The 26,745-nt window shown below is 66.7% G+C and carries 22 protein-coding genes, 1 tRNA gene and 1 riboswitch; of the genes, 14 read left to right on the forward strand and 9 right to left on the reverse strand.

Annotation, left to right across the window (positions count from 1 at the left end):
* Positions 1 to 397: 397 nt before the first annotated feature.
* From FPV16_RS02230 to FPV16_RS02240, 3 genes are all read left to right on the forward strand, one after another.
* Positions 398 to 472, forward strand: a tRNA-Val gene (locus tag FPV16_RS02230).
* Between the two features lie 295 nt (positions 473 to 767).
* Complete coding sequence (locus tag FPV16_RS02235; RefSeq protein ID WP_227435817.1) at positions 768 to 2,210, forward strand: DUF1800 domain-containing protein; 1,443 nt, start codon at positions 768 to 770, stop codon at positions 2,208 to 2,210.
* Positions 2,211 to 2,232: 22 nt separating this feature from the next.
* Positions 2,233 to 3,468 carry a DUF1501 domain-containing protein gene (locus FPV16_RS02240; protein ID WP_227435818.1) on the forward strand — a complete coding sequence of 412 codons (1,236 nt, stop codon included), beginning with the start codon at positions 2,233 to 2,235 and terminating at the stop codon, positions 3,466 to 3,468.
* Between the two features lie 30 nt (positions 3,469 to 3,498).
* On the opposite strand, the gene FPV16_RS02245 is transcribed toward FPV16_RS02240, so the two are convergent.
* Positions 3,499 to 3,912, reverse strand: a complete 414-nt coding sequence (locus FPV16_RS02245) for a PilZ domain-containing protein (protein WP_227435819.1) — start codon at positions 3,910 to 3,912, stop codon at positions 3,499 to 3,501.
* A 495-nt stretch (positions 3,913 to 4,407) separates the two neighbouring features.
* Here FPV16_RS02245 and FPV16_RS02250 point away from each other — a divergent pair, with 495 nt between their 5' ends.
* From FPV16_RS02250 to FPV16_RS02270, 5 genes are all read left to right on the forward strand, one after another.
* Positions 4,408 to 6,090 (forward strand): type I secretion system permease/ATPase, encoded by a 1,683-nt coding sequence (locus FPV16_RS02250; protein ID WP_413629148.1) that lies wholly within the window; start codon positions 4,408 to 4,410, stop codon positions 6,088 to 6,090.
* Positions 6,090 to 7,433, forward strand: coding sequence for an HlyD family type I secretion periplasmic adaptor subunit (locus FPV16_RS02255; protein ID WP_227435822.1), 1,344 nt, complete (start codon positions 6,090 to 6,092; stop codon positions 7,431 to 7,433). Before FPV16_RS02250 ends, FPV16_RS02255 begins: the two co-directional genes overlap by 1 nt.
* Before the next feature lie 231 nt (positions 7,434 to 7,664).
* A complete protein-coding gene (gene ykgO, locus FPV16_RS02260) occupies positions 7,665 to 7,790 on the forward strand; it encodes a type B 50S ribosomal protein L36 (RefSeq protein WP_003601867.1) in 126 nt (41 codons plus the stop codon).
* An 82-nt stretch (positions 7,791 to 7,872) separates the two neighbouring features.
* The gene (locus FPV16_RS02265; protein WP_227435823.1) at positions 7,873 to 8,499 is read left to right on the forward strand and encodes a hypothetical protein; all 627 of its coding nucleotides are present in this window, start codon (positions 7,873 to 7,875) and stop codon (positions 8,497 to 8,499) included.
* Between the two features lie 6 nt (positions 8,500 to 8,505).
* A complete protein-coding gene (locus FPV16_RS02270; RefSeq protein ID WP_227435825.1) occupies positions 8,506 to 9,519 on the forward strand; it encodes an alpha/beta fold hydrolase in 1,014 nt (337 codons plus the stop codon).
* A 7-nt stretch (positions 9,520 to 9,526) separates the two neighbouring features.
* Here the strand turns inward: FPV16_RS02270 and pyk are convergent, their stop codons facing one another.
* Positions 9,527 to 10,963 carry a pyruvate kinase gene (pyk, locus tag FPV16_RS02275; RefSeq protein WP_227435826.1) on the reverse strand — a complete coding sequence of 479 codons (1,437 nt, stop codon included), beginning with the start codon at positions 10,961 to 10,963 and terminating at the stop codon, positions 9,527 to 9,529.
* Positions 10,964 to 11,522: 559 nt separating this feature from the next.
* Between pyk and FPV16_RS02280 the strand changes: the two genes are divergently transcribed.
* Positions 11,523 to 13,016 (forward strand): glycosyltransferase family 61 protein, encoded by a 1,494-nt coding sequence (locus tag FPV16_RS02280; protein WP_227435828.1) that lies wholly within the window; start codon positions 11,523 to 11,525, stop codon positions 13,014 to 13,016.
* Here FPV16_RS02280 and FPV16_RS02285 read toward each other — a convergent pair.
* Both FPV16_RS02285 and FPV16_RS02290 read right to left on the reverse strand, forming a co-directional pair.
* Positions 12,985 to 13,332, reverse strand: a complete 348-nt coding sequence (locus FPV16_RS02285; RefSeq protein WP_264483666.1) for a DUF1036 domain-containing protein — start codon at positions 13,330 to 13,332, stop codon at positions 12,985 to 12,987. The genes FPV16_RS02280 and FPV16_RS02285 overlap by 32 nt on opposite strands.
* 124 nt (positions 13,333 to 13,456) lie before the next feature.
* Complete coding sequence (locus FPV16_RS02290; protein ID WP_227435831.1) at positions 13,457 to 14,785, reverse strand: glycerate kinase; 1,329 nt, start codon at positions 14,783 to 14,785, stop codon at positions 13,457 to 13,459.
* A 205-nt stretch (positions 14,786 to 14,990) separates the two neighbouring features.
* Here FPV16_RS02290 and FPV16_RS02295 point away from each other — a divergent pair, with 205 nt between their 5' ends.
* Entirely contained in the window at positions 14,991 to 15,737 is a 747-nt protein-coding gene (locus FPV16_RS02295) for an N-formylglutamate amidohydrolase (RefSeq protein ID WP_227435833.1), read from the forward strand.
* Between the two features lie 84 nt (positions 15,738 to 15,821).
* Here the strand turns inward: FPV16_RS02295 and FPV16_RS02300 are convergent, their stop codons facing one another.
* The gene (locus FPV16_RS02300; RefSeq protein ID WP_227435836.1) at positions 15,822 to 16,094 is read right to left on the reverse strand and encodes a hypothetical protein; all 273 of its coding nucleotides are present in this window, start codon (positions 16,092 to 16,094) and stop codon (positions 15,822 to 15,824) included.
* Positions 16,095 to 16,450: 356 nt separating this feature from the next.
* On the opposite strand from FPV16_RS02300, the gene FPV16_RS02305 reads away from it, so the two are divergent.
* The 3 genes from FPV16_RS02305 to FPV16_RS02315 all read left to right on the forward strand — a co-directional run bounded on the left by FPV16_RS02305 (position 16,451) and on the right by FPV16_RS02315 (position 17,411).
* Complete coding sequence (locus tag FPV16_RS02305; protein ID WP_227435837.1) at positions 16,451 to 16,759, forward strand: DUF1244 domain-containing protein; 309 nt, start codon at positions 16,451 to 16,453, stop codon at positions 16,757 to 16,759.
* A gap of 82 nt (positions 16,760 to 16,841) precedes the next feature.
* On the forward strand, positions 16,842 to 17,108 hold the full coding sequence (locus tag FPV16_RS02310; RefSeq protein ID WP_018044356.1) for a DUF2312 domain-containing protein: 267 nt from the start codon (positions 16,842 to 16,844) through the stop codon (positions 17,106 to 17,108).
* 24 nt (positions 17,109 to 17,132) lie between these two features.
* Entirely contained in the window at positions 17,133 to 17,411 is a 279-nt protein-coding gene (locus FPV16_RS02315) for a hypothetical protein (protein ID WP_227435839.1), read from the forward strand.
* Positions 17,412 to 17,448: 37 nt separating this feature from the next.
* Here the strand turns inward: FPV16_RS02315 and FPV16_RS02320 are convergent, their stop codons facing one another.
* From FPV16_RS02320 to FPV16_RS02335, 4 genes are all read right to left on the reverse strand, one after another.
* Positions 17,449 to 18,741 (reverse strand): voltage-gated chloride channel family protein, encoded by a 1,293-nt coding sequence (locus FPV16_RS02320; RefSeq protein WP_227436005.1) that lies wholly within the window; start codon positions 18,739 to 18,741, stop codon positions 17,449 to 17,451.
* A gap of 72 nt (positions 18,742 to 18,813) precedes the next feature.
* A riboswitch (Fluoride riboswitch) is annotated at positions 18,814 to 18,885 on the reverse strand.
* 123 nt (positions 18,886 to 19,008) lie between these two features.
* Positions 19,009 to 20,562, reverse strand: coding sequence for a DUF882 domain-containing protein (locus tag FPV16_RS02325; RefSeq protein ID WP_227436007.1), 1,554 nt, complete (start codon positions 20,560 to 20,562; stop codon positions 19,009 to 19,011).
* 223 nt (positions 20,563 to 20,785) lie between these two features.
* The gene (locus tag FPV16_RS02330) at positions 20,786 to 22,867 is read right to left on the reverse strand and encodes a L,D-transpeptidase family protein (protein ID WP_227435841.1); all 2,082 of its coding nucleotides are present in this window, start codon (positions 22,865 to 22,867) and stop codon (positions 20,786 to 20,788) included.
* 180 nt (positions 22,868 to 23,047) lie between these two features.
* Positions 23,048 to 24,541, reverse strand: a complete 1,494-nt coding sequence (locus tag FPV16_RS02335; protein WP_227435843.1) for a sigma-54-dependent transcriptional regulator — start codon at positions 24,539 to 24,541, stop codon at positions 23,048 to 23,050.
* A gap of 330 nt (positions 24,542 to 24,871) precedes the next feature.
* Here FPV16_RS02335 and FPV16_RS02340 point away from each other — a divergent pair, with 330 nt between their 5' ends.
* The gene (locus FPV16_RS02340) at positions 24,872 to 26,713 is read left to right on the forward strand and encodes a M3 family oligoendopeptidase (protein ID WP_413629160.1); all 1,842 of its coding nucleotides are present in this window, start codon (positions 24,872 to 24,874) and stop codon (positions 26,711 to 26,713) included.
* Positions 26,714 to 26,745: the final 32 nt, after the last annotated feature.

A 26,745-nucleotide genomic window follows, 5' to 3' on the forward strand; every position in this document is an offset into this window, starting at 1 on the left:
ATCAGTTAACGCGTTTTATTCGAAAACAAAATTTCTGATTGATTTGTCTGCCATACTAAAGTCTACTCACATCACAATTTGTTAATATACTTATAATAACCCATTATTATCTACAAAAATACATGGTATTTGACAATAATATTTGTAAATCGCATTGATCTATGCCCAAGAATAATTTTTATACTCTGTTTTCGAACCTTCAAGCCATCAGGCCCGGCTTCATCTTCCCACCGAGCCCGCCGCTTTTTGGCACTGCGTCGCTGCAGCGCAACATGGACGCCAGGACTAACAAGGGTTTGAGCGAACGGAACGCACGCTTTCCGACGAAAAGCCCTTGACGCCCGTTCAAGCCGAAAGCTATACGCCGCTCCTCGCTGCAGCGGAAACGCTTCAGCCGGGGCGCGTAGCTCAGCGGGAGAGCACTACCTTGACATGGTAGGGGTCACAGGTTCGATCCCTGTCGCGCCCACCATTCTCCTTTCGGTAGAATGGATGAGAGAACAAAGGCTCCGGAAACGGAGCCTTTTCTCGTTGTGGCAGACCCTCGGCTTTCGTGCACGGCTTGCTTGTTCAAGAGAGCCCCCTCGCCCAACGCCCCCTTACCGGCGAATGGTCGCAGCCGTCTGCACGCCACCGTCACGCTTGCGTGAGCCACCGGCCCGGTCACAGAACCGCCTCAGACAGATCGTGTAAGACGAGCGCGTTCATTCGGCAGCGGGCATCTCGGCCAGCGGTCCCGAATGCCGGAGATGATGATGAGCCGAAACTTGGCATTCTCGAATGCGGTCGGACGGTTCGGTCTCGGATGCGGCGCCATCGATCTACCGGCCGTCGACGATCCGCGGGGCTACGTTCGAGCACAACTCGACCTGCCGCTGACGGCGTTCGAGGCCAAACTGATGTCCAGCAGCGACCAGCTGCAGGCATTGATGCAACGCCGTCAGATCGCGCGGCAGCGTCGCGAGGCGATGGCGGATGCCGGATCCGGCGGCGCCAAGGTGAAGCAGGGCGGCGCGATGGAGGATGGCGCCATGGCCATGGCGCCCCGCGCTGAACCGTCGATGAGCGGCGGCATGATGGAGAACGAGGGCGAGAGCCAGGTGACGCTGGGTCCGGTCACGAAGAATCCCGACGAACTGATCGCCTGGCTGAGGCTGGCCGCGACGACGAAAGCCCCCTTGCAGGAGCGGCTATTTCTGCATTGGAGCAACCACTTCACGGTATCGACCGGCAAAGGCAAGGGGAGCCTCACCGCCGGGGCATTCCAGCGCGAAGCGATCCGGCCGTTCATTCTTGGCCGCTTCCACGACATGGCCAAAGCGGCGATCCTGCACCCCTCGATGCTCTACTACCTGGACAACACGGCCTCGACGGGCCCCGAGTCCAGGGTCGGCCGCATCAAGAAATCCGGCCTCAACGAGAATCTCGGGCGCGAAGTCCTCGAACTTCACACCCTCGGCGTCGATGGCGGCTACCGTCAGGCCGACGTCACGGCGCTGGCCTCCGTCCTCACGGGCTGGACCGTCGATCTCAAGCCGCATTCCGACACCTTCGGCAAAGTGGTGTTCCGCGAACGCCAGCATCAGCCGGGGCCCAAGACCATCCTCGGCAAGCGCTATGCCGAGGCGGGAGCCGATGAGTTCCTCGCCGTCCTGACCGACCTCGCCCGTCACCCATCCACGGCACGTTACGTGACACGGCGGATGGCACGCGCCTTCGTCTCGGAAAAGGCGTCGGACTCGCTGCAGAAGAGCCTCGCCAAGGCTTTCAAGGACAGTGACGGCGACCTGAAGGCTGTGACCGCCGCTCTGGTCCAGAGCGACGAGGCCTGGACCGCCGACCCCGTGAAGCTGCGCCCCCCGATGGAGTTCCTCGCAGCGACCGGCCGTATTCTGGGGCAGGCTCCGGTCAAGCCCTCGCCGAACGCCTCTCTCTTGGCGATGGGCCAGCCGTTTCTAGCCGCCCCGTCGCCGAAGGGGTGGGCCGAGGAGGACGATGCCTGGGTGACCTCGGACGGAATCAAGAGCCGGATCGACTGGGCCCAGCAATGCGCGACGCTCAACGGGGATCACGTCGACATCCGCAAGCTCGTGGACGACCGGATCGGCAGTTATTTTTCGGACGAGACGCGGCGCGTGATCCGGCAGGGGGAAAGCCCCGAACAGGCCTTGGCCCTGCTGTTGCTCAGCCCGGAATTCCAGCGGCGCTAGCCGGTCGAGAGGCGATGACCCCATGAACCCTCAGGAACACGCCCACCTGCCGACGCGCCGCAACCTGCTGCTCGGTGCCGGCGCCCTCTTCGCATGGCCCTATGTGCCCAAGGTCTGGGCCGCCTCCGGCCGCGACCCGCGCTTTCTCGTCGTGGTTTTGCGCGGCGGCCTCGACGGCCTCTCGGCGGTGATGCCGGTGGGCGATCCGCAATTCGCCGCGATCCGCTCCGACTTCAAGCTATCCCCGACGCATACGCCGTTCCGGCTCGACCCGCTGTTCTCGCTCAACCCGGCGATGCCGAACCTGGCGGACCTCTATGCCAAGCGCGAGGCCACGCTGTTCCACGCCGTCGCCACTCCCTACCGCGCCCGCTCGCATTTCGACGCGCAGCAGGTTCTCGAGAACGGGATGGCGAGCGCCAGTTCCAGGATCGATACCGGCTGGCTCAATCGGGCGCTCTCCCTCATCCCCAAGGCCAAGGGCATCGAGTTGCGGCCGGCCAAGGCCCTGTCCGTCAGCGCGACGACGCCCCTGATCCTGCGTGGTCCGGCGCAGGTGGAGACATGGCAGCCGCAGACGTTGCCCTACGCGGCGGCCGATACGCTGATGCGCCTCCAGGCGCTCTACGACGACAAGGACCAGGCCCTGGCCAATGCCCTGCGCGAGGGCGTGCAGGTCGATGATTTCATCGCCTCCGATCCGAGCATGGCGGCGATGGGCAAACAGCCGTTGAGGGGCCCCAACAGCTTCGCCTCGGCCGCCCGCTCCGCGGCTTCGCTCATGGCCCCGGTGACCGGTCCCCGCATCGCCGTGATGAATTTCGACGGCTGGGACACCCACTCGTCCCAGGGCCCCTATGAGGGACGTCTCGCCAAGAACCTGGCCTCCCTCGATGCCGGTATGGCGGCGATCAAGGAGGGACTCGGCGCCTCCTGGGCACAGACCTCCGTTCTGATCGTCACGGAATTCGGCCGCACCGTGCATGTGAACGGCTCCTCCGGCACGGATCACGGCACGGCAACGGTGGCCTTCCTCGTCGGAGGAGCTGTGGCCGGGGGACGGGTGATTGCCGACTGGCCGAGCCTCAAGGAGAGCGCTCTGTTCGAAGGCCGCGACCTCGCGCCGACGCTGGATCTGCGCGCCGTGATGAAGGGGCTGCTGATCGACCAGTTCGGCTTCGAGGAGAAGGTCCTCTCCGAGAAGGTTTTCCCCGGCAGCGAAAAGGCGCCCGGCATGAGGGACCTGATCCGGGCCTGACGCGATCACGGAGACCGCGTCGGTTCCATGTCAGAAGGGCGATGGTTTCCGCCTGCGCGAAGGAATACCGACGCCGCCTGACGCGTCGATCGTCTGCGGCTGGTCCAGGGAGGCTGCGACCGGCTGCGGCGCCGCGACCTGGACGCGCGGTGGCGCCACCTTGCCGACGCGCTCGATCCTGACGCCGGCATAGTTGCCGCGCCTCCAGGCGAGTTTCACCATGCAGACGAAGTCCCGGCCAATGATGCGGAGCAGGAACGAGTCGGGCAACGCGTGGTAGTCCGGGATACCGAGCTTGGCGCCGGATTTCGAGACGTCCTTTACGGTGCACGGGATCTCTTGGCCATCGGGAAGCCGGATGTTGGCAATCCAGTTGGTCGAGTTCCGGTCCTCGCGCCGTGATACCGGCTCTGGTGCCTCATCAGTTTCTTTGTCCGACCGCACGTAAGATGCTCCGGTGCTTCACCGTTTCTCACACCGGCATAAGCCGAGAACGTTTACGGACCATGCTTGCTCAGGGTTTCTTCACGGGGACTCAGCAGCCGCCCCACGCAGGCCAGTCATCGGCCACCCACCCGTGCCGACCGCATCAGTGTCCTATTCCGAATACGAACGCCCTGTCCCGGGCCGATGAAACGGTTCATCGCCCCCTCGAGGGCGCGAGAACCGGGGGCAACCGCACCGAGAGACGGACCCGTCGGACACGAGCGGCCATAATCCAACCGCAGCAGCGTGTTTTCGAGTTCTCGACTTCACGCTTTTCTTATAAAGGAGGCGAGTGTCGGGCCGCCGTTCCCAAACGGTATCGCAGACTACCATTCGAACTAAACTTGACAATCGAACGCGACGGCGGGGGCGGCAGTGGCTAAGGGGCGGGAATCGGCCGAGATCATTTCGGCATTGGCAAGTTGCCGAACGGCGTTCATTGGCGTCGCGGTGATGAGCGGGCTGGTGAACATCCTGTATCTGACCGGTTCATTCTTCATGCTAGAAGTCTACGACCGCGTCATTCCGAGCCGAAGCGTGCCGACACTGGTCGGCCTCGTCATCCTCGCCCTTGTCCTCTACGGATTTCAGGGCGTCCTTGAGACGATCCGCTCACGTATCCTCGCGCGCGTCGGCGCGTCGCTGGACGAGGCCCTCTCTGCGCGGGTGTTCGACATCGTCGTGCGGGCTCCCCTGAAGGGCGCCACTCCGGGCGACGGGCTGCTGCCCCTGCGCGACCTCGACCAGTTGCGCGCCTTCCTCGGCGGCACGGGTCCCTCGGCCTTCTTCGATCTGCCGTGGATGCCGATCTATGTCTTCATCTGCTTCCTGTTCCACCCCCTCATCGGGATCGCGGCCCTCGTGGGCGCGGCGGTCCTGGCGGTCCTGGCGCTAACCACGGATCGGTCGACCCGCGCCCCGACCCAGACCGCGACCGCCCACGGCATGCGTCGCAACGGCCTGGCGGAAGCCGGGCGCCGCAACGCCGAGGTGCTGGCCGCCATGGGGATGCAGGGGCGCTTCGCCGATCGCTGGGGTGGTGCCAACCGCGATTACATGCAGTCCCAGATGACCGTCTCGGACGTCGCGGGCGGGTTCGGCGCAGGCTCGAAAGTGTTCCGCATGGCGCTGCAATCGGGCGTGCTCGCTCTCGGCGCCTGGCTCGTCATCAACAACCTCGCCTCGGCCGGCGTCATCATCGCCTCGTCGATCCTCGTCGCCCGGGCGCTGGCTCCGGCGGAACTCGCCATCGCCAACTGGAAGGGATTCGTTCAGGCGCGCCAGAGCTGGGCACGGCTCTCGGAGCTGTTCGCCCGCCTGCCCGCCGTCGAACAGCCCCATGCTCTGCCCGCTCCCTCGCAGAGCCTCGTCGCCGAGAACGTCACCCTCGCACCGCCGGGAACCCAGCGCATCGTCGTGCAGGATGTCAGCCTGTCCCTGCAGCGGGGGCAGGGGCTCGGAATCATCGGACCGAGCGCCTCGGGCAAGTCGAGCCTCGTCCGCGCCATCGTCGGCGTCTGGCCGCCCGTGCGCGGCAAGGTCAGGATCGACGGCGCGGCCATCGACCAATGGTCGAGCGCCGATCTCGGGCCGCATATCGGCTTCCTGCCGCAGGAGGTGGAGCTGTTTGCCGGCACCATCGCCGAGAACATCGCCCGGTTCGATCCCAATGCCCAGTCCGGCGCGGTCATCGCGGCCGCCAAGGCAGCGGGCATCCACGAGATGATCCTGCGCCTGGCGGAAGGCTACGACACCCGGATCGGAGAGGGCGGGGCGGGCTTGTCGGCGGGTCAACGCCAGCGGGTCGGACTGGCAAGGGCGCTCTATGGCGACCCCTTCCTCGTGGTGCTCGACGAACCGAACTCGAATCTGGACGGGGAGGGCGAGAACGCCCTGACCCAGGCCATCGTCGGGGTGCGGCAGCGCGGCGGCATCTGCATCGTCGTGGCGCACCGCCCCAGCGCTCTGGCGGCCGTCGACATGATCCTGATGATGGCCGACGGGCGTGCCCAGGCCTTCGGCCCCAAGGACGAGGTGCTCAAGCGCGTCCTCCGGTCGACGCCGGCTCCCGCCGCCGAGCCCGTCGCCGCACAACGAACCGGCGCGAACGTCGCCACCCTGCAGGAGAGCGCGTGATGGCCATCGCACTGTCGCCCACCGGACTCCCCGCGGCTCAAATCCGCCCCACCGCCAACGGGTCGATCCGCCGTCATCTCGCCGCGGCGATCGGAGTCGGCGCCGTCCTCGTCATCGGGGTTGGCGGCTGGGCCACCTTCACGATGATTTCGGGGGCCGTGATCGCGCCGGGCCAGCTCATGGTCGAATCGGACGTAAAGAAGGTCCAGCACCCCACCGGCGGAGTCGTCGGCGAGTTGCGGGTGAAGGAAGGCGCGCGGGTGAAAGCCGGCGACATCCTGATTCGCCTGGACGAGACCCAGACCCGCGCCAATCTCGACATCATCCTGAAGGCGCTCGATGAGTTCGCGGCCCGTCGGGCGCGTGACGAGGCCGAGCGCGACGGCGCGTCCGAGATCACGTTCCCGCCGGATCTCCTGGCCCGCAAGGCACAGGATCCGTCCGTCGCCCATCTGGTCGAGAGCGAAACCCGCCTGTTCCAAGCCCGCGTCGCCGGCCGCGAGGGCCAGAAGGCGCAGCTGCGCGAGCGCGTCTCCCAGCTCGGCGAGGAGATCAAGGGTCTCACCGAACAGGCCGCCGCCAAGGAGCGGGAAACGGCCCTGATCGGAACCGAGCTGAAGGGCGTGCGCGAGCTCTACGGCAAGAACCTGGTGCCGCTCTCGCGCGTCACTGCCCTGGAACGGGACGGCGCCCGGCTGCAGGGCGAGCGCGGGCAGCTCATTGCCTCCACCGCATCGGCCAAGGGCAAGATCACCGAGATCGAGCTGCAGATCTTCCAGATCGACCAGGACATGCGCACCGAGACCGGCAAGGAGCTCGCTGAGATCCGTGGCCGCTGGTCGGAGTATGTGGAGAAGCGCATCGCCGCCGAGGATCAGCTCAAGCGGATCGACATGCGCTCGCCCCAGAACGGTACGGTCCACCAGTTGACGGTGCATACGATCGGCGGCCTGGTGGTTCCCAGCGAGCCGGCGATGCTCATCGTGCCCGATGCGGACAAGCTGATCGTCGAGGTCAGGATCCAGCCGCAGGACATCGACAACGTGCGTGTGGATCAGCGCGCCGTCCTGCGCTTCCCGGCCTTCAACCAGCGGGTGACGCCCGAGATCGACGGGATCGTGAGCCGGGTTTCGGCGGACGTGTCCCAGGATCCCAAGAGCGGCATGACCTACTACACCGCGCGCATCCGCATGACGGAGGATCAGGTGGAGCGCCTCGGCAAAGTCCAGCTCGTGCCCGGCATGCCCGTGGAGGCGTACATGCAGCTCGGGGACCGCTCGGTCCTCTCCTACCTGACGAAGCCCCTGACGGACCAGATCGCCAAGGCCTGGCGCGAACGCTGAGGGCTTCGAACGGCGGACGACAAGGCCCCGGCCATGCGCCGGGGCGGGAGTTTGAAGAATCCGCATCCCTGGCAGGTCGGTTGCACCTTGCCTTCAGGCGCTCAAGCCTGATATGGCAACCGCCTTTCCGCGATGCGTGAACTGCCATCGCCGAGGACGCCTTTCCAAGGTGCCTCGTCCCCGAGACCCTATGGACAGGCGGCGGGCTCAAACCCGGCCGACGTGAGACCGATGAAGATTCGCAACTCCCTCAAGTCCCTCCGTGGCCGTCACCGCGACAACCAGCTCGTGCGCCGCAAGGGCCGCGTCTACGTCATCAACAAGACGCAGAAGCGCTTCAAGGCCCGCCAGGGCTGAGATTGCGGGCTGCCCGGAACACGGGCAGCCGCGTCAAGCCTGCCTGTTGACGGCGGCATGAAGGGCGAGGAAGCTCGCTATCATGACGCTGTCCCGGCACCTCGGCATTCTGTTCAACGCTGCGCTCCTGAGCGCGGCGGTTTTTTCGTTTGGGGTGTCGTCAGCCGACGCCCTGCCGCCCCCGAGCCAGGGCGGGGAAAACGGCAAGGATGCACCCAAGAAGGTGCAGGCGCCGAGCCTCGAGGATCTCTATGCGAGGCTGAAGGCGTCCGAGGACGATGCCGAGGCCAAGGGCATCTCCCGCCTGATCGAGCAGCGCCTCGGCCGCTCCGGCAGCGCCACGGCGGATCTCCTCACCGAACGTGCCCGTCAGGCGATGTCGGGCCGCGACTATGCCCTCGCCGTCGAGCTGATGGACCGCGCCACCCATCTCGAACCGCAATGGGCGGAGGGATGGAACCGTCGGGCTACGGTGTTCTGGCTGCTCACCGACCAGACCAACGCCGTCGCCGATCTGCAGCGGACGCTGGTGCTGGAACCACGACATTACGAGGCCTGGGCCGCGCTGGGGCGGATCTACCTGTCCATGGATGACAAGCGTCGCGCGCTGGACGCCTTCCGCCGCGCCTCCGCCATCTATCCGCGCATGGAGAAGCTTCAGAGCGCCATCGATCGGCTGGCGCCGGAGATCGACGGGCGGGATCTCTAGCCGGACATGATAATTCTGCATTGGCTAGGACTGATCGCGGGCGCGATGCTCGGGTTGATCGTCAGCGTGCTCGCAGCCGGAGCCCTCGTGACCCTGATCGTCACTTTGCGGGTCAGCACCCGGTTCCCACCGCAAGGGCCTTTCATCGAGGTGGACGGCGGACAGCTCGCCACCATTGAGGCGGGCCCGGAGACGTCGCCGAAGGGGACCGTCGTGCTCCTGCACGGAGCCTCCGCCAACGCGGCCGACCCGATGGAAGGCGTCGGCCGCAGGCTCGCCGAGAACGGCTTTCGCGTCATCGCCTTCGACAGGCCCGGATACGGCTGGAGCGACCGCCTCGGCGGCCGTGATGGGGCGAGCCCGGCGGCGCAGGGCCACGTGATCGCGCAGGCGATCGCGCGGATGGGGACCGGCCCCGTGATCCTGCTCGGCCATTCCTGGTCCGGCGCCCTGGCCAGTGCCATCGCCCTCGACCATCCGGAGGTGGTCTCGGGCTTGGTGCTGGTGGCGCCGGTGGCGATGCCGTTTCCCGCCATGGCGCCTCTGCCATGGTACTACCGTGTCGCGCTGAAGCCCCCGGTCGCATGGCTGCTCAGCCGCACCGTCGCGACGCCGATCGGCCTCTACTATCTGGAACGCGCGGGCCGTGCGGCCTTCCGGCCGCAGGAAATCCCCGGGGACTATCTCGAGCGGAGCCGCTCAGCCCTGGTGCTGCGCCCTTCGACGATGCTTGCGAATCTCGAAGACCTGATCGGCCTGCCCGCCGCCCTGGCGGCTCAGGCTCTGCGCTACGGGACGATCGCCACGCCGACGGTGATCGTCTCCGGCGATGCGGATGCCGCCGTTCCGGCAACGCGTCACGCGATCCCCCTCGCGAAAGCCATTCCCGGCGCCAGCCTCGTCCTCCTGCCCGGCATCGGCCACATGGTGCCCTACATGGCGACGGACGCGCTGGTGGATGCCGTCGAGGGCCTCGCCAGCCGGATCGACGCGACAGGACATGAGCCCGTCGCGCCCTGACGGTCGGTCAGGCTCTCGCGGCGTGATCGCGGGTGACGAAGGCGATCCGCACGAGGTTGGTGGCTCCCGGTGTCCCGAACGGCACGCCGGCCACCACGATGACGCGATCACCGATCTCGGCGAAGCGCTCGCGCACGGCGAATTTCGCCGCGCGGAAGGCCATGTCGTCCACATCGCTGGCGTCGTTGGTGACGATCGGGTGCGTGCCCCAGCACATCGCCAGGCGCCGGGCGGTCTCGCGCTTCGGGGTCAGCGCGATGATCGTGGCGTTGGGCCGCGAGCGGGCGAGCCGCAGGGCCGTCGATCCCGAATGCGTCCAGGCCATGATGGCGGTGAGGCCGAGGGCGTCGACCATCTGATGGGCGGCCGCCGCGATGGCGTCCGATGCGGTGGCGTCGGGCTCCGAACGCTGCGCCGTGAGGATCGTCCAGTACAGGGCGTCGCGCTCCACCTGCTCGGCGATGCGGCTCATCATCGAGATCGCCTCGATCGGGAAGGCGCCGGACGCGCTCTCGGCCGACAGCATCACCGCATCGGCGCCCTCGTAGACGGCGGTCGCCACGTCCGAGACCTCGGCGCGCGTCGGGACCGGTGCGGTGATCATCGATTCGAGCATCTGCGTCGCGACGACGACGGGCTTGCCGAGACGCCGGGCACCACGGGTGATCCGCTTCTGCACGCCGGGCACCTGCTCCAGCGGCATCTCCACGCCGAGATCGCCACGCGCGACCATGATCCCGTCGGAGATCTCGATGATCTCGTCGAGGCGGGTGAGGGCCTGCGGCTTCTCGATCTTGGCCATGACCAGGGCGCGGCCGGCGGCGACTTTCTTCACCTCGGCCACGTCCTCGGGGCGCTGGACGAAGGAGACCGCGATCCAGTCCGCCCCGGCATTCAATCCGGCTTCGAGATCGCCGCGATCCTTCTCGGTCATCGCCGCCACCGGGATCACGGTGTCGGGTAGGGACACGCCCTTGCGGTTGGAAATCCTGCCGCCGATGACGACCTCGGTCACCGCGCGTCCTTCGGAGACATCGGTCACGACGAGGCGCAGCTTTCCGTCATCGATGATGACGACGTGGCCGGGCTCCAGCGCGGAGAGAATCTCGGGATGCGGCAGGTAGACACGATGGCTGTCGCCCGGCGTCGGATCCGAATCGAGGACGAAGGAGGCGCCGTTCTCGAGGATGGCGCTGCCCTCGGCAAAGGCGGCGACCCGCAATTTCGGCCCCTGGAGATCCACCAGGACCGCGATGGGCCGGCGCAACTCACGCTCGATGGTGCGGATCACCTCGATCTTCTCGGGCAATTTCTCGCGCGGAAGGTGGCTCATGTTGAGCCGGAACACGTCCGCACCGGCGCGGAACAGCTTCTCGATCATCTCCGGCGTGTCGGAAGCCGGACCGAGGGTGGCAATGATCTTCGTGCGGCGCGAGCGTTTCACTCCGGTCTCCAGTTTTTCCGAGGATACCCGTCGGATTCGAACGGCCGATTGTGGGTAGGGGGCCAGAAGCACTGCGACGGCATACACGTCAAGCTGCTGAGACTTGTTCTCTCAGGCCCAACCGAGGGGGTGGTTGCCGCCTATGAAGCCAATGTGAGTGAAGGGCACGGTCGCCAGCTTCGCAAGCTGGGAGACGATACCCAGGAATCATGAGCTCCACACTCGAATCTTGCCAACGCAAAATCACCTGCTGCGCGAAGGTGTTCGGGGTTACAGAATTGTCCGGCATGCTGTACCTCGCATGTGCGAGGCCGGTCGCCCGATCGGGTTTGGGTCGAGATTTGACAGGAGTGAGTTCGATGAACGAGCAGCATACCCCTCCTCGTTCGGAAAAAGCCCAAATGAAGCGCCAGGCCCGCATAAAGGTGCGCAAGGACTCTCACATTGAGACTCGGAAGGCGGAACGGAAACAGAAGCGTATTGCTAGCCGCACATCAGATGCAGGAAAATCCTGAATTTCCTCGGCTAAACCTTCGGTTAAGAACAGGATTAGTGATCAGTGCTATTTGGCGCCCCTTCCACACTTATTAGCCGCGCACGAGATGCAGTAAGGATCTGCCGCGAAGAGGCGGCAGCCAATCGCTGGGAACAAGTAATAGCGATTACTGACAATTCCGAACTGATCACACAACAACCGCAGCTGCTTCTTCAACGCTTGCAGGCTGCTTTCATCCTTGCCGACGACGATATTATCGGCTGCATGTTAAAAGATCTTCCCAACTCAGCGCTTCCGCAAGCGGTAAAGTTTGCGACTGCGAGGCAACTTGCTGTTAACAAGCGCGCACATCTGGCGGCCCGCCTGCTCATGGACACGCCATCCCTTCACGATACGACACGTTTCCTCAAGTCGACTGGCCTCGTTTTTAAGCACCTGCGTGACGCCACGCTCAAACGCGAGCTTCTTGATCTGGTTGCGAAGGTGAGTGGAGGCGGGTCGTCGATAAAACCAACGGTATCCGAACTGACTTTCGCTCCTCAGCCCGTTCAGGAAGTTTTCGGCAGCGTCAAGCTCGTTGCTTCATCCAACACTGATGCGCATCACCTCAAGGGCTTGAAACGCGAAGTTGCAGTATTCATTCGACTCATTGCACGCCCCCTGAAACCCACAGTTTCCGAGTACAAGAACGTTTTTACCCATCCATCCGGGCAAATTTGGACCGAGAATAAAGCGATCGTCGTCTCGAAGGGGTTCCCCCTCGATGTCACCGACAGGACCCAGACGGAGAACATACCGCTCGCGCTTGGTCTCAATCGTGGAAGCCGCGGAATATATCATTGGCTCATTGATTATCTTCCGAGACTAGCATGGCTCAAAAGCAGTGGTTTGATCGAAAATGAGGGGTGCAAGATCCTTCTTAACGCTGCGCGGTCCGGCTTCGAGCAAGATACTCTTGAGATGCTCGATATTGGAAATGCAGTTCAAAAGCTAGACAGATCGGTCTTCGTCGAACGCCTGTTGGTCGCGCGGGTCGGTTTCCGTGGCATGTCAGGATGGCGCCATCTAGATAGCATCTACGAAGAACTTGGTGAACGCGCGAGCACCTTGGCCGCAAGCAACAACGCTGAACTACCAGATCGTGTCTACGTGACACGACGAGACGCCGCCCGGCGTGTGATGAAGAATGAAGCCGATGTGGAAGCCGTAGCAAGAAAGCTCGGATTCACAGTGATGGAGTTCTCCAAGATCCCTCTCTGGCACCAATTCGCTATCGCCCGGCATGCCTCGGTCATCATGTCCCCTCACGGCGCTGGACTATCTCACATCATTGTCGCGAAACCCGGCCTTCAAGTGATCGAAATCCTTCCAATCATGGATGGGACGTACCAACTGCGTTTCAATTACGCTCGACTTTCGATCGTCAAGGGCCATCGATATTCTGCGTGGCTCGAACCCCAACATCCTGGCTTCGATGCATGGACAGTCGATATGCCGGCCTTCACGACGTTCCTCAAGAAGACTCTCAAGGCCCCGCAGGCTGGCTCGGGTCGGTGAGCTGGATCGTCCAGCTCTTCTGCTCGCCGGTATCGACCTCGTAGAAGCCGTTGCGGTCGTAGCCTCGCGCGAGACAATCCTCGACGCCGCGAATCGTGAATTCGGTGTCGCGGGTGCACATCAGCGAGCGGCCGTTCCACTCGCCGCCGCGGGTATAGTCGACCGCGTAGACATAATAGAACCGCGCCGCCAGGGCGCCGCGCAACAGGGTTTCGCAGCCTTTGGGCGCCACGTCCCACCACCCTTCCGTCACCCAGCCCTGCGTATCGCGATATCCCAGCGAGATGCCGACCTTGCTTGCGGTCTGGTTGCACATCCGCAGATCGGCGTGGGCGGGCGAGGCGGTGAGAAAGAGGGCGACCAGCGGGGAGGCGAGCCAGAGAACCTTCCCCCTCCCCGCGCGCAGCGGGGAGGGGGCCGTACGGTGACGGATCACGCCGTTAACCGACGAGGATGATGCGGCAATCGTTGACATTGGTGCGCGTGGGACCCGGCTGGACGAGATCGCCGATCGTGGCGAAGAACTTCGTCGAATCATTGTCCGCGAGCATCGCAGCGGGATCGAGGCCGGCGGCACGGGCACGCGCCAGCGTCGTCGGATCGACGAGACCGCCGGCCGGATCGGTGGCCTCGCCGCGTCCGCCATCGGTGCCGTCGGTATCGGCGGCGATGCCGAGGATGCCGGATTCGCCGTCGAGACCGATGGCGAGAGCGAGGGCGTATTCCTGGTTCGGACCGCCATGGCCCTCGCCGACGATGGTGACGGTGAGCTCGCCGCCCGAGATGATCGCCACCTTGCGGCCGGCCGCCTTCATCTCCTTGGCGAGAGCGGCGTGTTCCGCGGCCACCTCGCGGGCCTCGCCCTCCACGTCGGGGCCGAGCATCACGACCTCGTAGCCGGCGCGCTTGGCCGCTTCGGACGCCGCGTTCAGGGCGTCGATCGGACGGGCGATGATGCGGTACTCGGCGCGGGCGAAGGAGGGGTCGCCCGCCTTCGGGGTCTCGTTGGCCGGATCGTTGAGGAGCGCCTTGGCGGCCTCCGGCAGGGGAATGTTGCGGCGCTCGCAGATCTCGCGCGCGTCGGCGAGCGTCGAGGGATCGGGCACAGTGGGGCCGGACGCGATCACCGCCGGATCGTCGTGCGGCACGTCAGAGATGGCCAGCGTCAGGATCGAGCGGGCGTTGCGGGCCATCATGGCGAGACGTCCGCCCTTGATCCGGGAGAGGTGCTTGCGCACCGCATTGATCTCGTTGATCGGCGCGCCCGAGCGCAGCAGCGCCTTGGTGACCGCCTGTTTCTCGGTGAGGGTGAGGTCGCCGGCGGGCGCGATCCAGTTGGCCGAGCCGCCGCCCGACAGAAGCACCAGCACGTCGTCCTCCGGACCGGCATCGGCCGCGATCTTCAGGGCGTCGATGGTGGCGTCGATGCCGGCCTGGTCTGGCACCGGGTGCCCGGCCTCGACCATGCGGATCATCGGGGCATCCTCGCCGTAGCCGTGGCGGGCCACCGCCAGGCCGACGATGCGGCTCTCATCGACACCGTGCTGCTCCCGGTAGAACCGGCTCGCCACGGCGGCCATGCTGCCGCCGGCCTTGCCGGCACCGAGGATAATCAGCCGTCCGGTTCCGGGGGCGGGCAGGTGTGGCACCAGACAGCGGGACGGATGCGCGGCGGCGATCGCCTCGTCGAGGAAACCGAGAAGAAGGCCGCGAGCGGCATCGTGGGACGAAGGAGAAGAATCGGGCGAGGCGTGTGAAGGCGCGGTCATGGCGTGTCCGTGTCTCATCAAGGTCCGATCGCGCGGGCCGGATTGCTTGTCCGCCGGATTATTGCCGTGGCGGCGCGATCGCCTATACGTGCTGTGCCCGAGCCCTGCCGCCTCGGCAAGCGTGCGATGACGCGACCGGCGGCGTGTTTCCTGCCTGCCCAGGGGGATTGTCTCCCCATCGGCCCCGAAGGACCGTGCCCGCCTCATGTTTCCGCCGCATCCCGTCGAGACGATCCCAGGCGATCCCGCCTCCGGACTCCTCCTCATCTGCGAGCACGCCTCGAATCACGTCCCGGAGGATCTGGCACAGCTCGGGGTGCCCGAGCGGGAATTCGCGCGGCACATCGCCTACGATATCGGCGCGGCCGAAGTGACGCGACGTCTGGCGGCGCATCTCGGCGCGCCGGCCATCCTCACGCGGTTCTCGCGCCTCGTCATCGATCCCAACCGGGGGCGCGAGGACCCGACCCTGGTCATGCGCCTGTCGGATGGCGCCGTGGTGCCGGGCAACGCCCGCATCGACGAGGCCGGCAAGGACGAGCGCATCCGCCGATTCTACGTGCCGTTCGACGAGGCGGTGAATGCGGCCGTCGCGCAGGCCACGGAGGCGGGCGCACCGCCCATCATCGTCACCATGCACAGCTTCACCGCGTCGTGGCGCGGCTACCTGCGGCCCTGGCACGTGGGCATCCTGTGGGACGGCGACGACCGGATGAGCGCGCCGCTCATCGCCGGCTTGCGCGCCGATCCCGCCGGGCTGACGGTGGGCGACAACGAACCCTATGGCGGCGGCCTGCCGGGCGATACGATCGACCGCCACGCCATCGCGCGCGGCCTGCCCAACGCCCTCGTGGAGATCCGGCAGGACCTCATCGCCCTGGAGCCGGGCCAGATCGAATGGGCTGCACGCTTCGCCAAGCTGCTTCGGCCGTTGATACCGATACGCGGCTGACCTTCGTCGGGAAGCGACAGGGACCACAAACGAAAGCGGCGGAGCTCACGCCCCGCCGCCTTCGTCATCGCCGTGGTGCCGGGTCTAGCGGGGGCCGCCCGAGGTGCGGCCGTACTGCCAGACCGGGAAGCTGTTCTGCTCGGCATTGCCTTCCCGAGCGGAGTCGCTGTCGCGCCGGGCGACGATCGAGCCCGTGGTCAGATCGTCGTCCACGACGGTCTGCCGACCCGCATAGCCGGGAGCCGCATGGGCCGAGATACCGGCAGGCGCCGTGTAGCTCTGGGCAAGAGCGGGAGAAGCAACGGCAGCCGCACTCAAAACGACGGCAGCGACGGCGGAAGCAAGACGGGTGTTCATGACTGAGTCCTATTAGGTTTCGCGGTCTCCGTCATAGGGCGGTGGGCCGTGAGTTCTTGTGTAGGCCTGATGTAGGACGACCACCGTCGCAATGTCGTGCGGTTTGGCACCCCCATGCACGAGGCGACTGGCCAGCACCTATGAGACGCCTCGCCCTGCACGGAATGCACGCAGCGTCGACCGGGACCGCCGTGGCCATCGACGGCAGGCGTTTGACGCGGGTGATGGCGCCGTTCTGCCGGCCCGAGGGCCACGATCGCCACCGGACGAAAACGGGACCGCAGATGAGCGATGGTGTAGTCTGCAGCGGACGCGGCGGTGCCTCACCGCCAGCCCCATGAAGAGGATCCCCCCCTATGTCCGAGATCGACCCCGCCACCCGGACCGAACTCGAAGCAGCGGTCTTCCGCCGCCTGGTGGCGCATCTGCAGAACCGCGGCGACGTGCAGAACATCGACCTCATGAACATGGCCGGCTTCTGCCGCAACTGCCTGTCGAACTGGATGAAGGACGCCGCCGACGAGCGCGGCCTCGGCCTCACCAAGGACGAGAGCCGCGAACGCGTCTACGGAATGCCCTATGAGGAGTGGAAGCGGCTGAACCAGGCCGAGGCCACGCCAGAGCAACAGGCGGCGTTCTCGAAAGCGCAAGCCGAGCCGCACTAAGCTTCCGGTAAGCGTGATCGCTTAACCAGCCTCCTCCGGCGCATCCGACCCGATGCGCGTCAGATCAGGAATTGAGACGCTCATGGCCGCTTCCGCCGCACCCGCCGTCGATGCCTCCTCGGTTGCCGCCGACCAGCTCAAGAGCTTCATCGAGCGCATCGAGCGCCTGGAGGAGGAGAAGGCCGGCCTCGCCGGCGACATCAAGGACGTCTATGCCGAGGCCAAGGGCACCGGCTTCGACGTGAAGGCCCTGCGCAAGATCATTTCCCTGCGCAAGAAGGACCATGCCGAGCGCCAGGAGGAAGAGGCGATCCTGGAGCTCTACATGCAGGCCCTCGGCATGGTGTAGGCCGACATCGCGACCTGCCGGCCCATGCGCTCGAGCATAGGGCAGGGCGATAGCGACGATGCCTCAGCCCCTCGAGACGCCCTCGCTCGCCGGTACGACGCAGCGCCGGCCCTGGCCATCGACGGGCACGGCAACGCCAGCAACCCCTCCGTCTCGGCCCCGAACACCGGGACCGTATCGGGCGGCCCTGCCCATCGCGACGCCCCGCGCGTGCAGGAATCGAAGGAGGTTGGGCGTGACGGGAAGCCGCTGCATTCCGACAAGGACGGCCACGCACACGGCCATAGCCACGACAAGAAATAGCAATCGGGCGGGAGGTGCGAGGCCGCCTTCCGCCGCTTCAACGCCGGGTCCGCGCCTCACGCAGGGTGGAACCCGGCTCGACGGCGCCGCCCTTCGAGACGGCGATGCGCTGCGACAGGTAGATGCCGTGATGGCCCGAACAGGCATAGGCGGCAAAGCAAGCGACCGCCATGGCGACACCATGCGTCGCCCCGAACAGCTCGATTCCCATCAGCGTGCAGGCGAGCGGCGTGTTGGCCGCTCCCGCGAAAACCGCCACGAAACCGAGAGCCGCCATCAGGTCGAGGGGCGCGCCCATCAGACCGCCAAGGGCATTGCCGAGGGCGGCGCCGATGAAGAACAGCGGTGTCACCTCGCCGCCCTTGAAGCCCGAGGCCAGGGTGACGACGGTGAAGAGGATCTTCCAGGTCCAGGACCAGGGATGGACCTCCGGGCCAAAGAAGCTCGCGATGCTCAAGCCTGCCGCGTCCGGCGCGGTGACGCCGAGGCCGAGATAGTCACGGGTGCCCAGCGCATAGACGAGGCCGATCACCGCCAAGCCGCCGAGGAAAGGGCGCAGGGGAGGGTAGGGAACCAGGCGCTTCAACCACCCGCCGAGGATGTGGTTGGCCTCGGCGAAGACGAGGGCCACGAGCCCGAAGGCGATGCCGGCGACGGCGACTTTCGCCAGCAGGATCGGATCGAGGGCGATGGGACCGGTCGCATCCGCCAGATAGGCAATGCGGAACAGCGAATGGTGGATGCCCCAGGCTTGGCAGGCCCAATCGCCGATGACGGCCGCGAGCAGGCAGGGGATCAGAGCGGCATATTCCACCCGACCGATGGCCAGGACTTCGAGGGCGAAGACGGCCCCGGCGATGGGCGTGCCGAACACCGCCCCGAACCCCGCCGCCACACCCGCCATCAGCACGATGCGCGTACCTGCCGGATCGAGCCTGGCCAGGCGCCCGATGGCGCTGGCGAGGCTGGCGCCGAGCTGCACCGCCGTGCCTTCACGGCCGGCGGAGCCGCCGAAGAGATGGGTCACCACGGTGCCGAGGAAGATCAGGGGCGCCATGCGCAGGGGAACGCCGCCGCCGGGCTCGTGGATCTGATCGACGACGAGGTTGTTGCCGCCCTCCACGCCGCGCCCGACACGGTGGTAGAGCAGGCCGATGGCAAAGCCGCCCGCCGGCAGCAGGAACAGCAGCCAGGGATGCGCGAAGCGGGCGTTCGTGGCGACGTCGAGGCACCAGAGAAAGGCCGCGCAGAGAGAGCCCACCACGGCCGCCATCGGCACGAGGATCACCGCCCAGCGGGCGAACGCGATCGCTGAGGCCACGCGGACCATCGTGGCGCGCTTCAGGTGGGCGATCCGGTTCTTGAGAGAGACAGGCATCGTTCCACCGTCTTGCTGCGTGGCAAAAGGGTAGGAATCATCAGCCCTTATGGCGGTTCGGCTTTGCGCCCGGCAGAATCCATTGCCGCAGCCTTCGTGTCGCGTGGCGGGCAACGCGTCAAGCCCGTGGCAAAAGCTCGTGTCCGACGATACCCAACCCATTGCCGCCGCCGTGGCGTCGGCCTCGACGCATGTCGAAGACCATCACATGAGTGAGGGTCAGCGCCCGGCAGCCACCGCGCGGGTGGACGAGCCGGTGAAGCGCGCGGCGGTGAGGTCGTCGCCGGGGCTGCGTCCCGAGAACCGGCTGCGCACGCCGCTCTCCGCCTGGGCGACGAAGCCGGCCGGCGCGGCATCGGCGCGGGCGCGGGCCGGGGCGACGTGAACGGGTGAGGCGCGGCTTGCCGGCGCGGTCTCCGCGGCGGCGACCTCGAACAGGGCGCGCAGCTGCGTGCGTGCATCGGCATCCGCGGCGACGGGCCGGGCGAAGCGGGTGGGCGTCGCGGTGACGGGCGGCGTCGCGGCCATTCCGGTGGGACCGAGGCTCGCCACCTGAATGGCGGGACGCGGCGGCGGCAGCGGCATGGTGAGGGCGGCGGCGACGGCGGCGAATTCCGATGGCCGGCGCGGCGGCAGCGGCACGTCGATCGAACTCGATTCCGCCTCGGCGGCGATCGCCGGCTTGGCAATGTCCGGGGTCTTGGATACGTCCTGGGTCAGGAGGCTCTGGGCATCGCGTCCGTCACGGCGCAGGAGAGCGCCCTTGAGGGCATCGGACGCGGCCGGCGCCGCATAGGCCAGGGCCTCGCGGGTGCCGGACTGGTCGTCCGGATCGGCGCTGGCCACGAGAACGGTGGGCTTTGCCCGGGCGCGGGCCGGAGCTTCCGGCTGAGCCGCGGGCGCCTTCGCGCCGCCGCCGAAGAGACTGGCGAAGAAGCCCTTGATGCTCGGGCCGTCATCCTCGTCCATCATCGCGACCTGGGTCACGCCGAGCACGGTGCCGCCACGGGCGAGCACCTCCGCGCGGGCGAGCTCGTAGCCAGGCAAGGGGCGGTTGTCGGCGGGCAGATGCACGGTCTTGCCGTCGGGAAACAGGCGGGCCAGCTGGTCGTGGCTCATGCGCGGCCAGGAGCGGACGGAGCCGACATCGAGATGGACGAAGGGCGACCCGGCATGGGGATACCAGCCGACGCCGCCGCGCTGCATCCGCATGCCGACCGCGCGCAGCTGATCGATGGAGACATCCGGCAGGTAGAAATCCATCGCCTTGCCGAGCATGTGCTGGCTGTACTCGGCCACCGCGCGCGACCGGCGGCGCAGCATGGCGTTGGTGCCGGGCGAACGATAGGCCGAGACCACGGTGATCGGCTCCTGCGAGCCCACCGACCGGTAGGCCTCCCACACCGTATCGAACAGGCGGGGGTCCATCTTGGTGGGCTCGTCCATGCGCCAGTCGCGCAGCATCCAGTTGAGCTGCTCCAGCGCCGCCCGGTCGTAGCGCCCGTCACGCTTGAACGTGATCGTGGCGCTCTCCTTCGTATGGGTATGGTAGATCGAGAGAGTGCGGGTATCGCCATTGGCGATCGCGTCCTGCGTCCCTCGCGTGCCCGCGCCGAGCGCCAGGGCGATGCCCGACGCCACGACGATCGAACGGCGCAGGCGGGGATGGGAGAAGGCGTCGCGGAGATAGCCCCGAAGGCGGGAGACCGGCTGGATGGATCGGTCGGCCGGCTGGGCCTCTTCACGCAGCGGAATGCCCACGATCGTCCTCACCTCTGCCAGACCACGCGTTGTCGCGCGGATCATGGTGAACACAAGGTTACCGAAAACCGTAAACGAAAGGTTCTCGGATCCTCAGCCATTCGCCGGTCGACACAACGGCTAGGTTTCAACCGTGGCGAAATCGTGCCGGCGCGCCGGCATGATTGGGCATCGGCAAGAGCGGTGTCGCACATTCCCCGCCGCGTGACATTTGCGCCACGTCAACGGCTGCGCGCTACCACCAGCCGCGGGAGACCGGGGCTGGGGCCGGTGCCGGCCCCCAGGGATCGACGGGGGCCGCCTCGGCGGATCTGGCGGCCGGTGCCCTGACCGCCCGCACGGGATTGGCGCCGGGAGCGGCGGGGTGCGACGCGGCGCGGCGAATCTGAGACGAAGGCCCGGCCACGCTCGGCGCCGTTGTCGCCGGCCGTGCCGCGACCTTGGCCGGCGCTTTCACCGGCGCCTTGGCGACGAGCAGGCTGCCTGGTACGAGGCCGAGGGCGATCTTCATCCGCGCATCGTGACCGTAGAGATCCGGATGCGAGCGCAGGGACCCGCGCTCGTCCGCATCGAGGGTGAAATAGGCCAGATGCACCGGCAGCTTTTCGGGCAGGCGGATCGTGCGCTCTCCCTTGCCGATGAGCTTCTTCAGCCGCTCGCTCGACCATGCTTCGGGCAGGACCGAATCGGCGAACCGGAACGGGTCGTCCACGCGCACGCAACCATGGCTCATCGCCCGCTGGGACGCGGAGAACAGGGAGCGGTTGGGCGTGTCGTGCAGATAGACGGCATGGTTGTTGGGGAACAGGAACTTGATGAATCCGAGCGCATTCCGCTCCCCCGGCGGCTGGCGCACCGAGATGTTGCCGTTGCGATAGACGACCTCGTAGCCGCGACGGGCCGCGTAGTTCGGGTCGCGGGCCAGGGCGGGCAGGAACTCGTTCTTGAGGATCGAGGGCGGCACGTTCCAGGACGGGTTGACGACGGCGTATTCCATCATCCCCGAAAAGACCGGCGTCGGCGTCTCGGCCTTGCCGACGATGACGCGGGTCTCGTCGCGCTGAATGCCGTTACGGACCACGCGCAGGCGGAATTCGGGGATGTTGACCAGGACGTAGTCACGACCGAGATCGCTCGGCAGCCAGCGCCAGCGCTCCATGTTGACGAGGACGGTCGCCTCCTCGTCGCCGACGCGCGAGGAGGCCTCGGTCCGACCCAGGGCGGCGACGGTCTGCGGCGTGAGCGTGCCGGTGGCCGGCAGGCCGCGGCCGCGCTGGAACTTCGCCACGGCCGCGGACACGTTCGCATCGAACGCATCCGGCTCACCGGAGGCGGCGTCGAGGGTGCCGGCGGTCCGGGTCGGCAAGCCGAAATGACGGCGTAGCGCGGGGACGCGGGGGTCGTGCATGCCGACCTGGAGCACCGGCCCGGCGGGAATCGTGACGGGCGATACCGCCATGGGCGCGCCGTGGAGATTGCGCAGGCTGGCGAGCCGCGCCTTCAGAGCGAGGTAGCCGGCCTGCGCCGGGTTGTAGCCCTGCAGCACGGTACCGGCTTGCGGCCCGGCGCTGGCGACGCGCGTCAGGACGGCATCCGCGCCGGGAATGTCGAGGGTGGGCGTGATCAGGCGGGATATGGCGGACAGGTTGATGCGCCCCCCGCGTGCATCCTTGGCGTAGAGCACGATGGCCGCCGAGAGTTTCAGCTCGATCTCGGCGGTCTGGGCCTCAGTCAGTCCCTGCGTGCCGATGACGGGCACCGGATAGGCCTGGACGTTGAGGCCGTCCTCGGCCGCGAGGGACAGACGGGACGCGGCGGCCTTGGCGGCAGCCGTGAAGGCGCCATCGACCACCCAGACCGGCTTGAAGGCGCCGAGCCCGTAGAAGGCTTGCATCGCCTCCCGGTCCCGGGTGCTCAGGCGCGCGAGGAGAGGCGCCGGATCGGCAAGGCGGGCGGCGAGTGCCGCCCCCATCGGATCGGTCGGCATCGGAGCGGCGGCCACAGCTCCGGCGGGTTCGGAGCCGGCCTCGGCGTTCGTAGTCTCCGCCTTGCCTGTCTCGGGTGGGCTCGCAGGGGCTTGGACGGCCTCTCCCGCTGCAGCGGGCTTCACCGGGTCCGGGGAGGGTGATACCGACGCAGAGATCGCCCCGGTCGCCACCGTGTCGCCTTGACCCTGCTCGGGCGAGACCGACGGTGCGGCAGTGCTCTGCACCACGGACGGAGCCGGATCGAGCCGGGGCTCGGCATTTACCGCATAGCCGACACACCCCGCCATCAGGGCAGCCAGTGCGACGGAGGCGGAGCGCGAAGCGCCCATGATGAAACTCCCGGAACCGGCCATCACGGCCGTGTTTGAGCTCAAAACAATCGCTGCTCACACCACCGCTTGCAACGGCGTAGGGGCAACAGTGAGGGCCCGGCATGCGCCGGAAGCTGGAAACGCAGTGCCGTGGCGCACACCCCAATCAGCGCGAAGCCAAAGGGACGGTCGCGTGTCTCAGGCCGCGGCTTCGTCGCCTTTTTCGTCGCCGTCGAGACCGAGGTCCTTCAGCTTGCGGTAGAGGGTCGAGCGGCCGATGCCGAGGCGCCTCGACACTTCGGACATGCGACCCCGGTAGTATTGAAGGGCGAAGCGGATGATCTCCGCCTCGAGCTCGTCCATCGGTTTCATCTCGCCGGATTCCTCGGTGACGAGGGTCATAGCGTGGGGGTCGCGGACCTCCACGCGGACGATCTCGCGTACCGGCTCCGGGGTCCCGGCATGGACCATGGGCTGGACCGGGGCGGCCGGAATGCGCACGTCGAACCCTTCGACCTGGGCGGCGATCTGCGGGAACTCGGCCACCGTGAGCTCGTCGCTATCGGCGAGCACCACCGCGCGGAACAGGGCGTTTTCGAGCTGGCGGACATTGCCGGGCCAGCCGTAGCGGCTGAGCAGGGACATCGCCTCCGGCGTGATCGCGCGGACGCGCTTGCCTTCCTCGGCCGCAAAGCGCGCACAGAACGAACGCACCAGATCCGGGATATCCTCTCGGCGCGCCCGCAGGGGGGGCAGGGTCATCGGGAAGACGTTGAGGCGGTAATACAGGTCTTCGCGGAAGCGGCCCTGCTTCACGAGGTCGAGGAGCGACCGGTTCGTGGCCGAGATGAGCCGGATGTCAATTCGGACACTGCGCTTGGCGCCCACCGGATCGACTTCCCCCTCCTGCAGGGCGCGCAGGAGCTTCACCTGGGCGTCGAGGGGCAGTTCGCCGATCTCGTCGAGGAACAGCGTACCGCCCGACGCCTCGACGAACTTGCCCACATGGCGCTCGGTGGCGCCGGTGAAGGCGCCCTTCTCGTGCCCGAACAGGGTCGATTCGACGAGGTTGTCGGGAATCGCCCCGCAATTGACCGTGACGAAGGCCTTGCCGCGCCGGTCGCCCGACCCTTGGATCGCGCGCGCCAGCACCTCCTTGCCGACACCGGACTCGCCTTCGATCAATACCGGGATGTTGGACTTGGCCGAACGCTCGGCCAGCCGGATCACGCGCTCCATGTCGGGGCTGCGCGAGGACAGGTCCTTGAAGGTCAGCGAGCCGGAGGCCCGCCGCCGCATGCGCCGGACTTCCTCCTCGAGCTGGTCGACCTTGAGGGCGTTCTTGATGGACACCTGGAGCCGTTCGGCACCGGCGGGCTTCACCACGAAATCGGTGGCGCCGGCCCGCATGGCGTTGACCACGGCATCGATGGAGCCGTTGGACGTCTGGACGATGACGGGGGTGTCGAGACCCGACTGGCGCATCTGCGCCATGACGGCGAGACCGTCGAGGCCGCCGGGCATCACCAGATCGAGGAGCACGACGTCGATGGGTTCGCCCGAACGCAGCACGGACAATCCGTCCTCGCCGCTCTCGGCGACCTTCACTTCGAAGCCGAGACGACGCACCATCGCTTCGGCGAGCCGGCGCTGGACGGGATCGTCGTCGACGATGAGGATCGTTGTCGACATGCGGAGTGCCTCGACCGTGTGCTGAGAAAGGCGATTGTCCCAGGGATAGTGTCCGCGAGTCGGCCGCCGGTGTTTCGTTTCGATCCGTAAGGTGAGCGAAGAGCGTAAAGCTGCTCTTAACGACGATCCCACTTTCTTCCCTGATGGTCCACTCCCGGGGCGAACGAGGGCCATGCCGGAGATTCGTTGCGGCGGAATGGGCCGAATCGGTTGATCACGGGGCCTCACCGCTCGATATCAGCGGAAACGGCGGGGAAACGCCGGTTCAGGATCAAAGACATCATGTCGAGTCGTGCCGTCGTCCATGCCAGCCTCTCAAGCGCCGCCCGGATGCCGGCCGGGCAACGATCGGAAGGGACGAACGTCGCGCGGGCAGCCGCTCTCGCCCTCGACCTCGGCTCGCTTCCCGAATGGGATTTGAGCGACCTCTATTCCGGGATCGACTCGCCGGACTTCCGCGCCGACCTGATCCGGGCGGAAGGCGAATGCAGTGCGTTCTCAGAGCGCTACGGCGGCGTCATTGCCGAGATCGCCGGCGGACCCGACGCGTCCGCTCGCCTCGCCGAGGCGGTGGCGGCCTATGAGGCGATCGAGGATCGGCTCGGCCGTCTGATGTCCTTCGCCGGTCTCGTCTATTCCGGCGACACCACGGACGAGCGGCGCCAGAAGTTCTACGGCGACACCCAGGAACGCCTGACCACGGCCTCGGGCCACCTGCTATTCTTCGCCCTCGAGATCAATCGGGTCGACGACGCCGTGATGGACGCCGCCATGGCGGAGGGCCCCCTCGCGCATTACCGCCCCTGGATCGAGGATCTGCGCCGGGAGAAGCCGTTCCAGCTCGACGACCGCACCGAGAAGCTGTTCCTCGAGAAGTCGGTGACCGGGCGTTCCGCCTGGAACCGGCTGTTCGACGGCACGATCGCGTCCCTGCGTTTCCCGCTCCAGGGCGAGATGCTCACCTTGGAACCGACGCTCAACAAGCTGCAGGACCCGGACGGGGCGGTTCGCAAGGAAGCGGCCGGGGCCCTGGGCGACGTGTTCCGCGCCAATCTGCGGACCTTCGCCCTCATCACCAACACCCTGGCCAAGGACAAGGAGATTTCCGACCGCTGGCGCGGCTTCAAGGACGTCGCCGACGATCGGCACCTCTCCAACCGGGTCGAGCCCGAGGTGGTGGCGGCCCTGGTGGACGCCGTGCAGGCCGCCTATCCGCGCCTGTCGCACCGCTACTACAAACTGAAGGCCAAGTGGTTCGGGGTCGACGTCCTGCCCTATTGGGACCGCAACGCGCCGCTGCCGCGAGTCGAGCAGCGCACCATTCCCTGGACGGAGGCGCGCGACATGGTGCTCGACGCCTATGGCGCGTTCTCGCCGCGCATGGCCGACATCGCCAAGACGTTCTTCGACCGCCGTTGGATCGATGCGCCGACGCGGCCCGGCAAGGCGCCGGGCGCGTTCGCCCATCCCACCGTGCCCTCGGCGCATCCCTATGTGCTGGTGAACTACCAGGGCAAGCCGCGCGACGTGATGACCCTCGCGCACGAACTCGGCCACGGGGTCCATCAGGTTCTCGCCTCGCATAACGGTGCGCTGATGGCGCCGACGCCCCTGACGCTGGCCGAGACCGCGAGCGTGTTTGGCGAGATGCTCACGTTCCGGCGCCTGCTCGCCGCCACCACCGATACGGTTCAGCGCCGGGCGATGCTGGCCGCCAAGGTCGAGGACATGATCAACACGGTGGTGCGCCAGATCGCGTTCTACCTGTTCGAGCGGAAGGTCCATCTCGCTCGGGCCAAGGGCGAGCTCACCGCCGAGCAGATCAACGGCCTCTGGATGTCGGTGCAGGCGGAGAGCTTCGGCCCGGCGATCTCGCTCGACGCCGGCTACGAGCCGTTCTGGGCCTATATCCCGCACTTCATCCACTCTCCGTTCTACGTCTACGCCTATGCGTTCGGCGACTGCCTCGTGAACTCGCTCTACGGCGTCTATGCCAATGCCGAAGAGGGTTTCGTCGACCGCTACTTCGCCCTGCTCTCGGCAGGCGGGGCCAAGCCCTACGGCGAACTCCTCGCCCCCTTCGGCCTCAATGCCAGCGACCCCGCCTTCTGGCAGATCGGCCTCAACATGATCGAGGGGATGATCGTCGAACTGGAGGCGATGGAGGGGTAGACCTCCTTTGCGCCGGCGGCCTTTCGTTGTAC

This window comes from Methylobacterium sp. W2, from assembly GCF_020662345.1.
In the GTDB taxonomy this organism is placed as follows: Bacteria; Pseudomonadota; Alphaproteobacteria; order Rhizobiales; family Beijerinckiaceae; genus Methylobacterium.

Bases quoted from the DNA above. Each gene is read 5' to 3' on its own strand.
- FPV16_RS02240 (WP_227435818.1), top strand. From the start codon at position 2,233: ATGAACCCTCAGGAACACGCCCACCTGCCGACGCGCCGCAACCTGCTG.
- FPV16_RS02250 (WP_413629148.1), top strand. From the start codon at position 4,408: ATGAGCGGGCTGGTGAACATCCTGTATCTGACCGGTTCATTCTTCATG.
- FPV16_RS02255 (WP_227435822.1), top strand. From the start codon at position 6,090: ATGGCCATCGCACTGTCGCCCACCGGACTCCCCGCGGCTCAAATCCGC.
- ykgO (WP_003601867.1), top strand. From the start codon at position 7,665: ATGAAGATTCGCAACTCCCTCAAGTCCCTCCGTGGCCGTCACCGCGAC.
- FPV16_RS02265 (WP_227435823.1), top strand. From the start codon at position 7,873: ATGACGCTGTCCCGGCACCTCGGCATTCTGTTCAACGCTGCGCTCCTG.
- FPV16_RS02270 (WP_227435825.1), top strand. From the start codon at position 8,506: ATGATAATTCTGCATTGGCTAGGACTGATCGCGGGCGCGATGCTCGGG.
- FPV16_RS02285 (WP_264483666.1), bottom strand. From the start codon at position 13,332: ATGTGCAACCAGACCGCAAGCAAGGTCGGCATCTCGCTGGGATATCGC.
- FPV16_RS02290 (WP_227435831.1), bottom strand. From the start codon at position 14,785: ATGACCGCGCCTTCACACGCCTCGCCCGATTCTTCTCCTTCGTCCCAC.
- FPV16_RS02295 (WP_227435833.1), top strand. From the start codon at position 14,991: ATGTTTCCGCCGCATCCCGTCGAGACGATCCCAGGCGATCCCGCCTCC.
- FPV16_RS02300 (WP_227435836.1), bottom strand. From the start codon at position 16,094: ATGAACACCCGTCTTGCTTCCGCCGTCGCTGCCGTCGTTTTGAGTGCG.
- FPV16_RS02305 (WP_227435837.1), top strand. From the start codon at position 16,451: ATGTCCGAGATCGACCCCGCCACCCGGACCGAACTCGAAGCAGCGGTC.
- FPV16_RS02310 (WP_018044356.1), top strand. From the start codon at position 16,842: ATGGCCGCTTCCGCCGCACCCGCCGTCGATGCCTCCTCGGTTGCCGCC.
- FPV16_RS02315 (WP_227435839.1), top strand. From the start codon at position 17,133: ATGCGCTCGAGCATAGGGCAGGGCGATAGCGACGATGCCTCAGCCCCT.
- FPV16_RS02320 (WP_227436005.1), bottom strand. From the start codon at position 18,741: ATGGTCCGCGTGGCCTCAGCGATCGCGTTCGCCCGCTGGGCGGTGATC.
- FPV16_RS02330 (WP_227435841.1), bottom strand. From the start codon at position 22,867: ATGGGCGCTTCGCGCTCCGCCTCCGTCGCACTGGCTGCCCTGATGGCG.
- FPV16_RS02335 (WP_227435843.1), bottom strand. From the start codon at position 24,541: ATGTCGACAACGATCCTCATCGTCGACGACGATCCCGTCCAGCGCCGG.
- FPV16_RS02340 (WP_413629160.1), top strand. From the start codon at position 24,872: ATGCCGGCCGGGCAACGATCGGAAGGGACGAACGTCGCGCGGGCAGCC.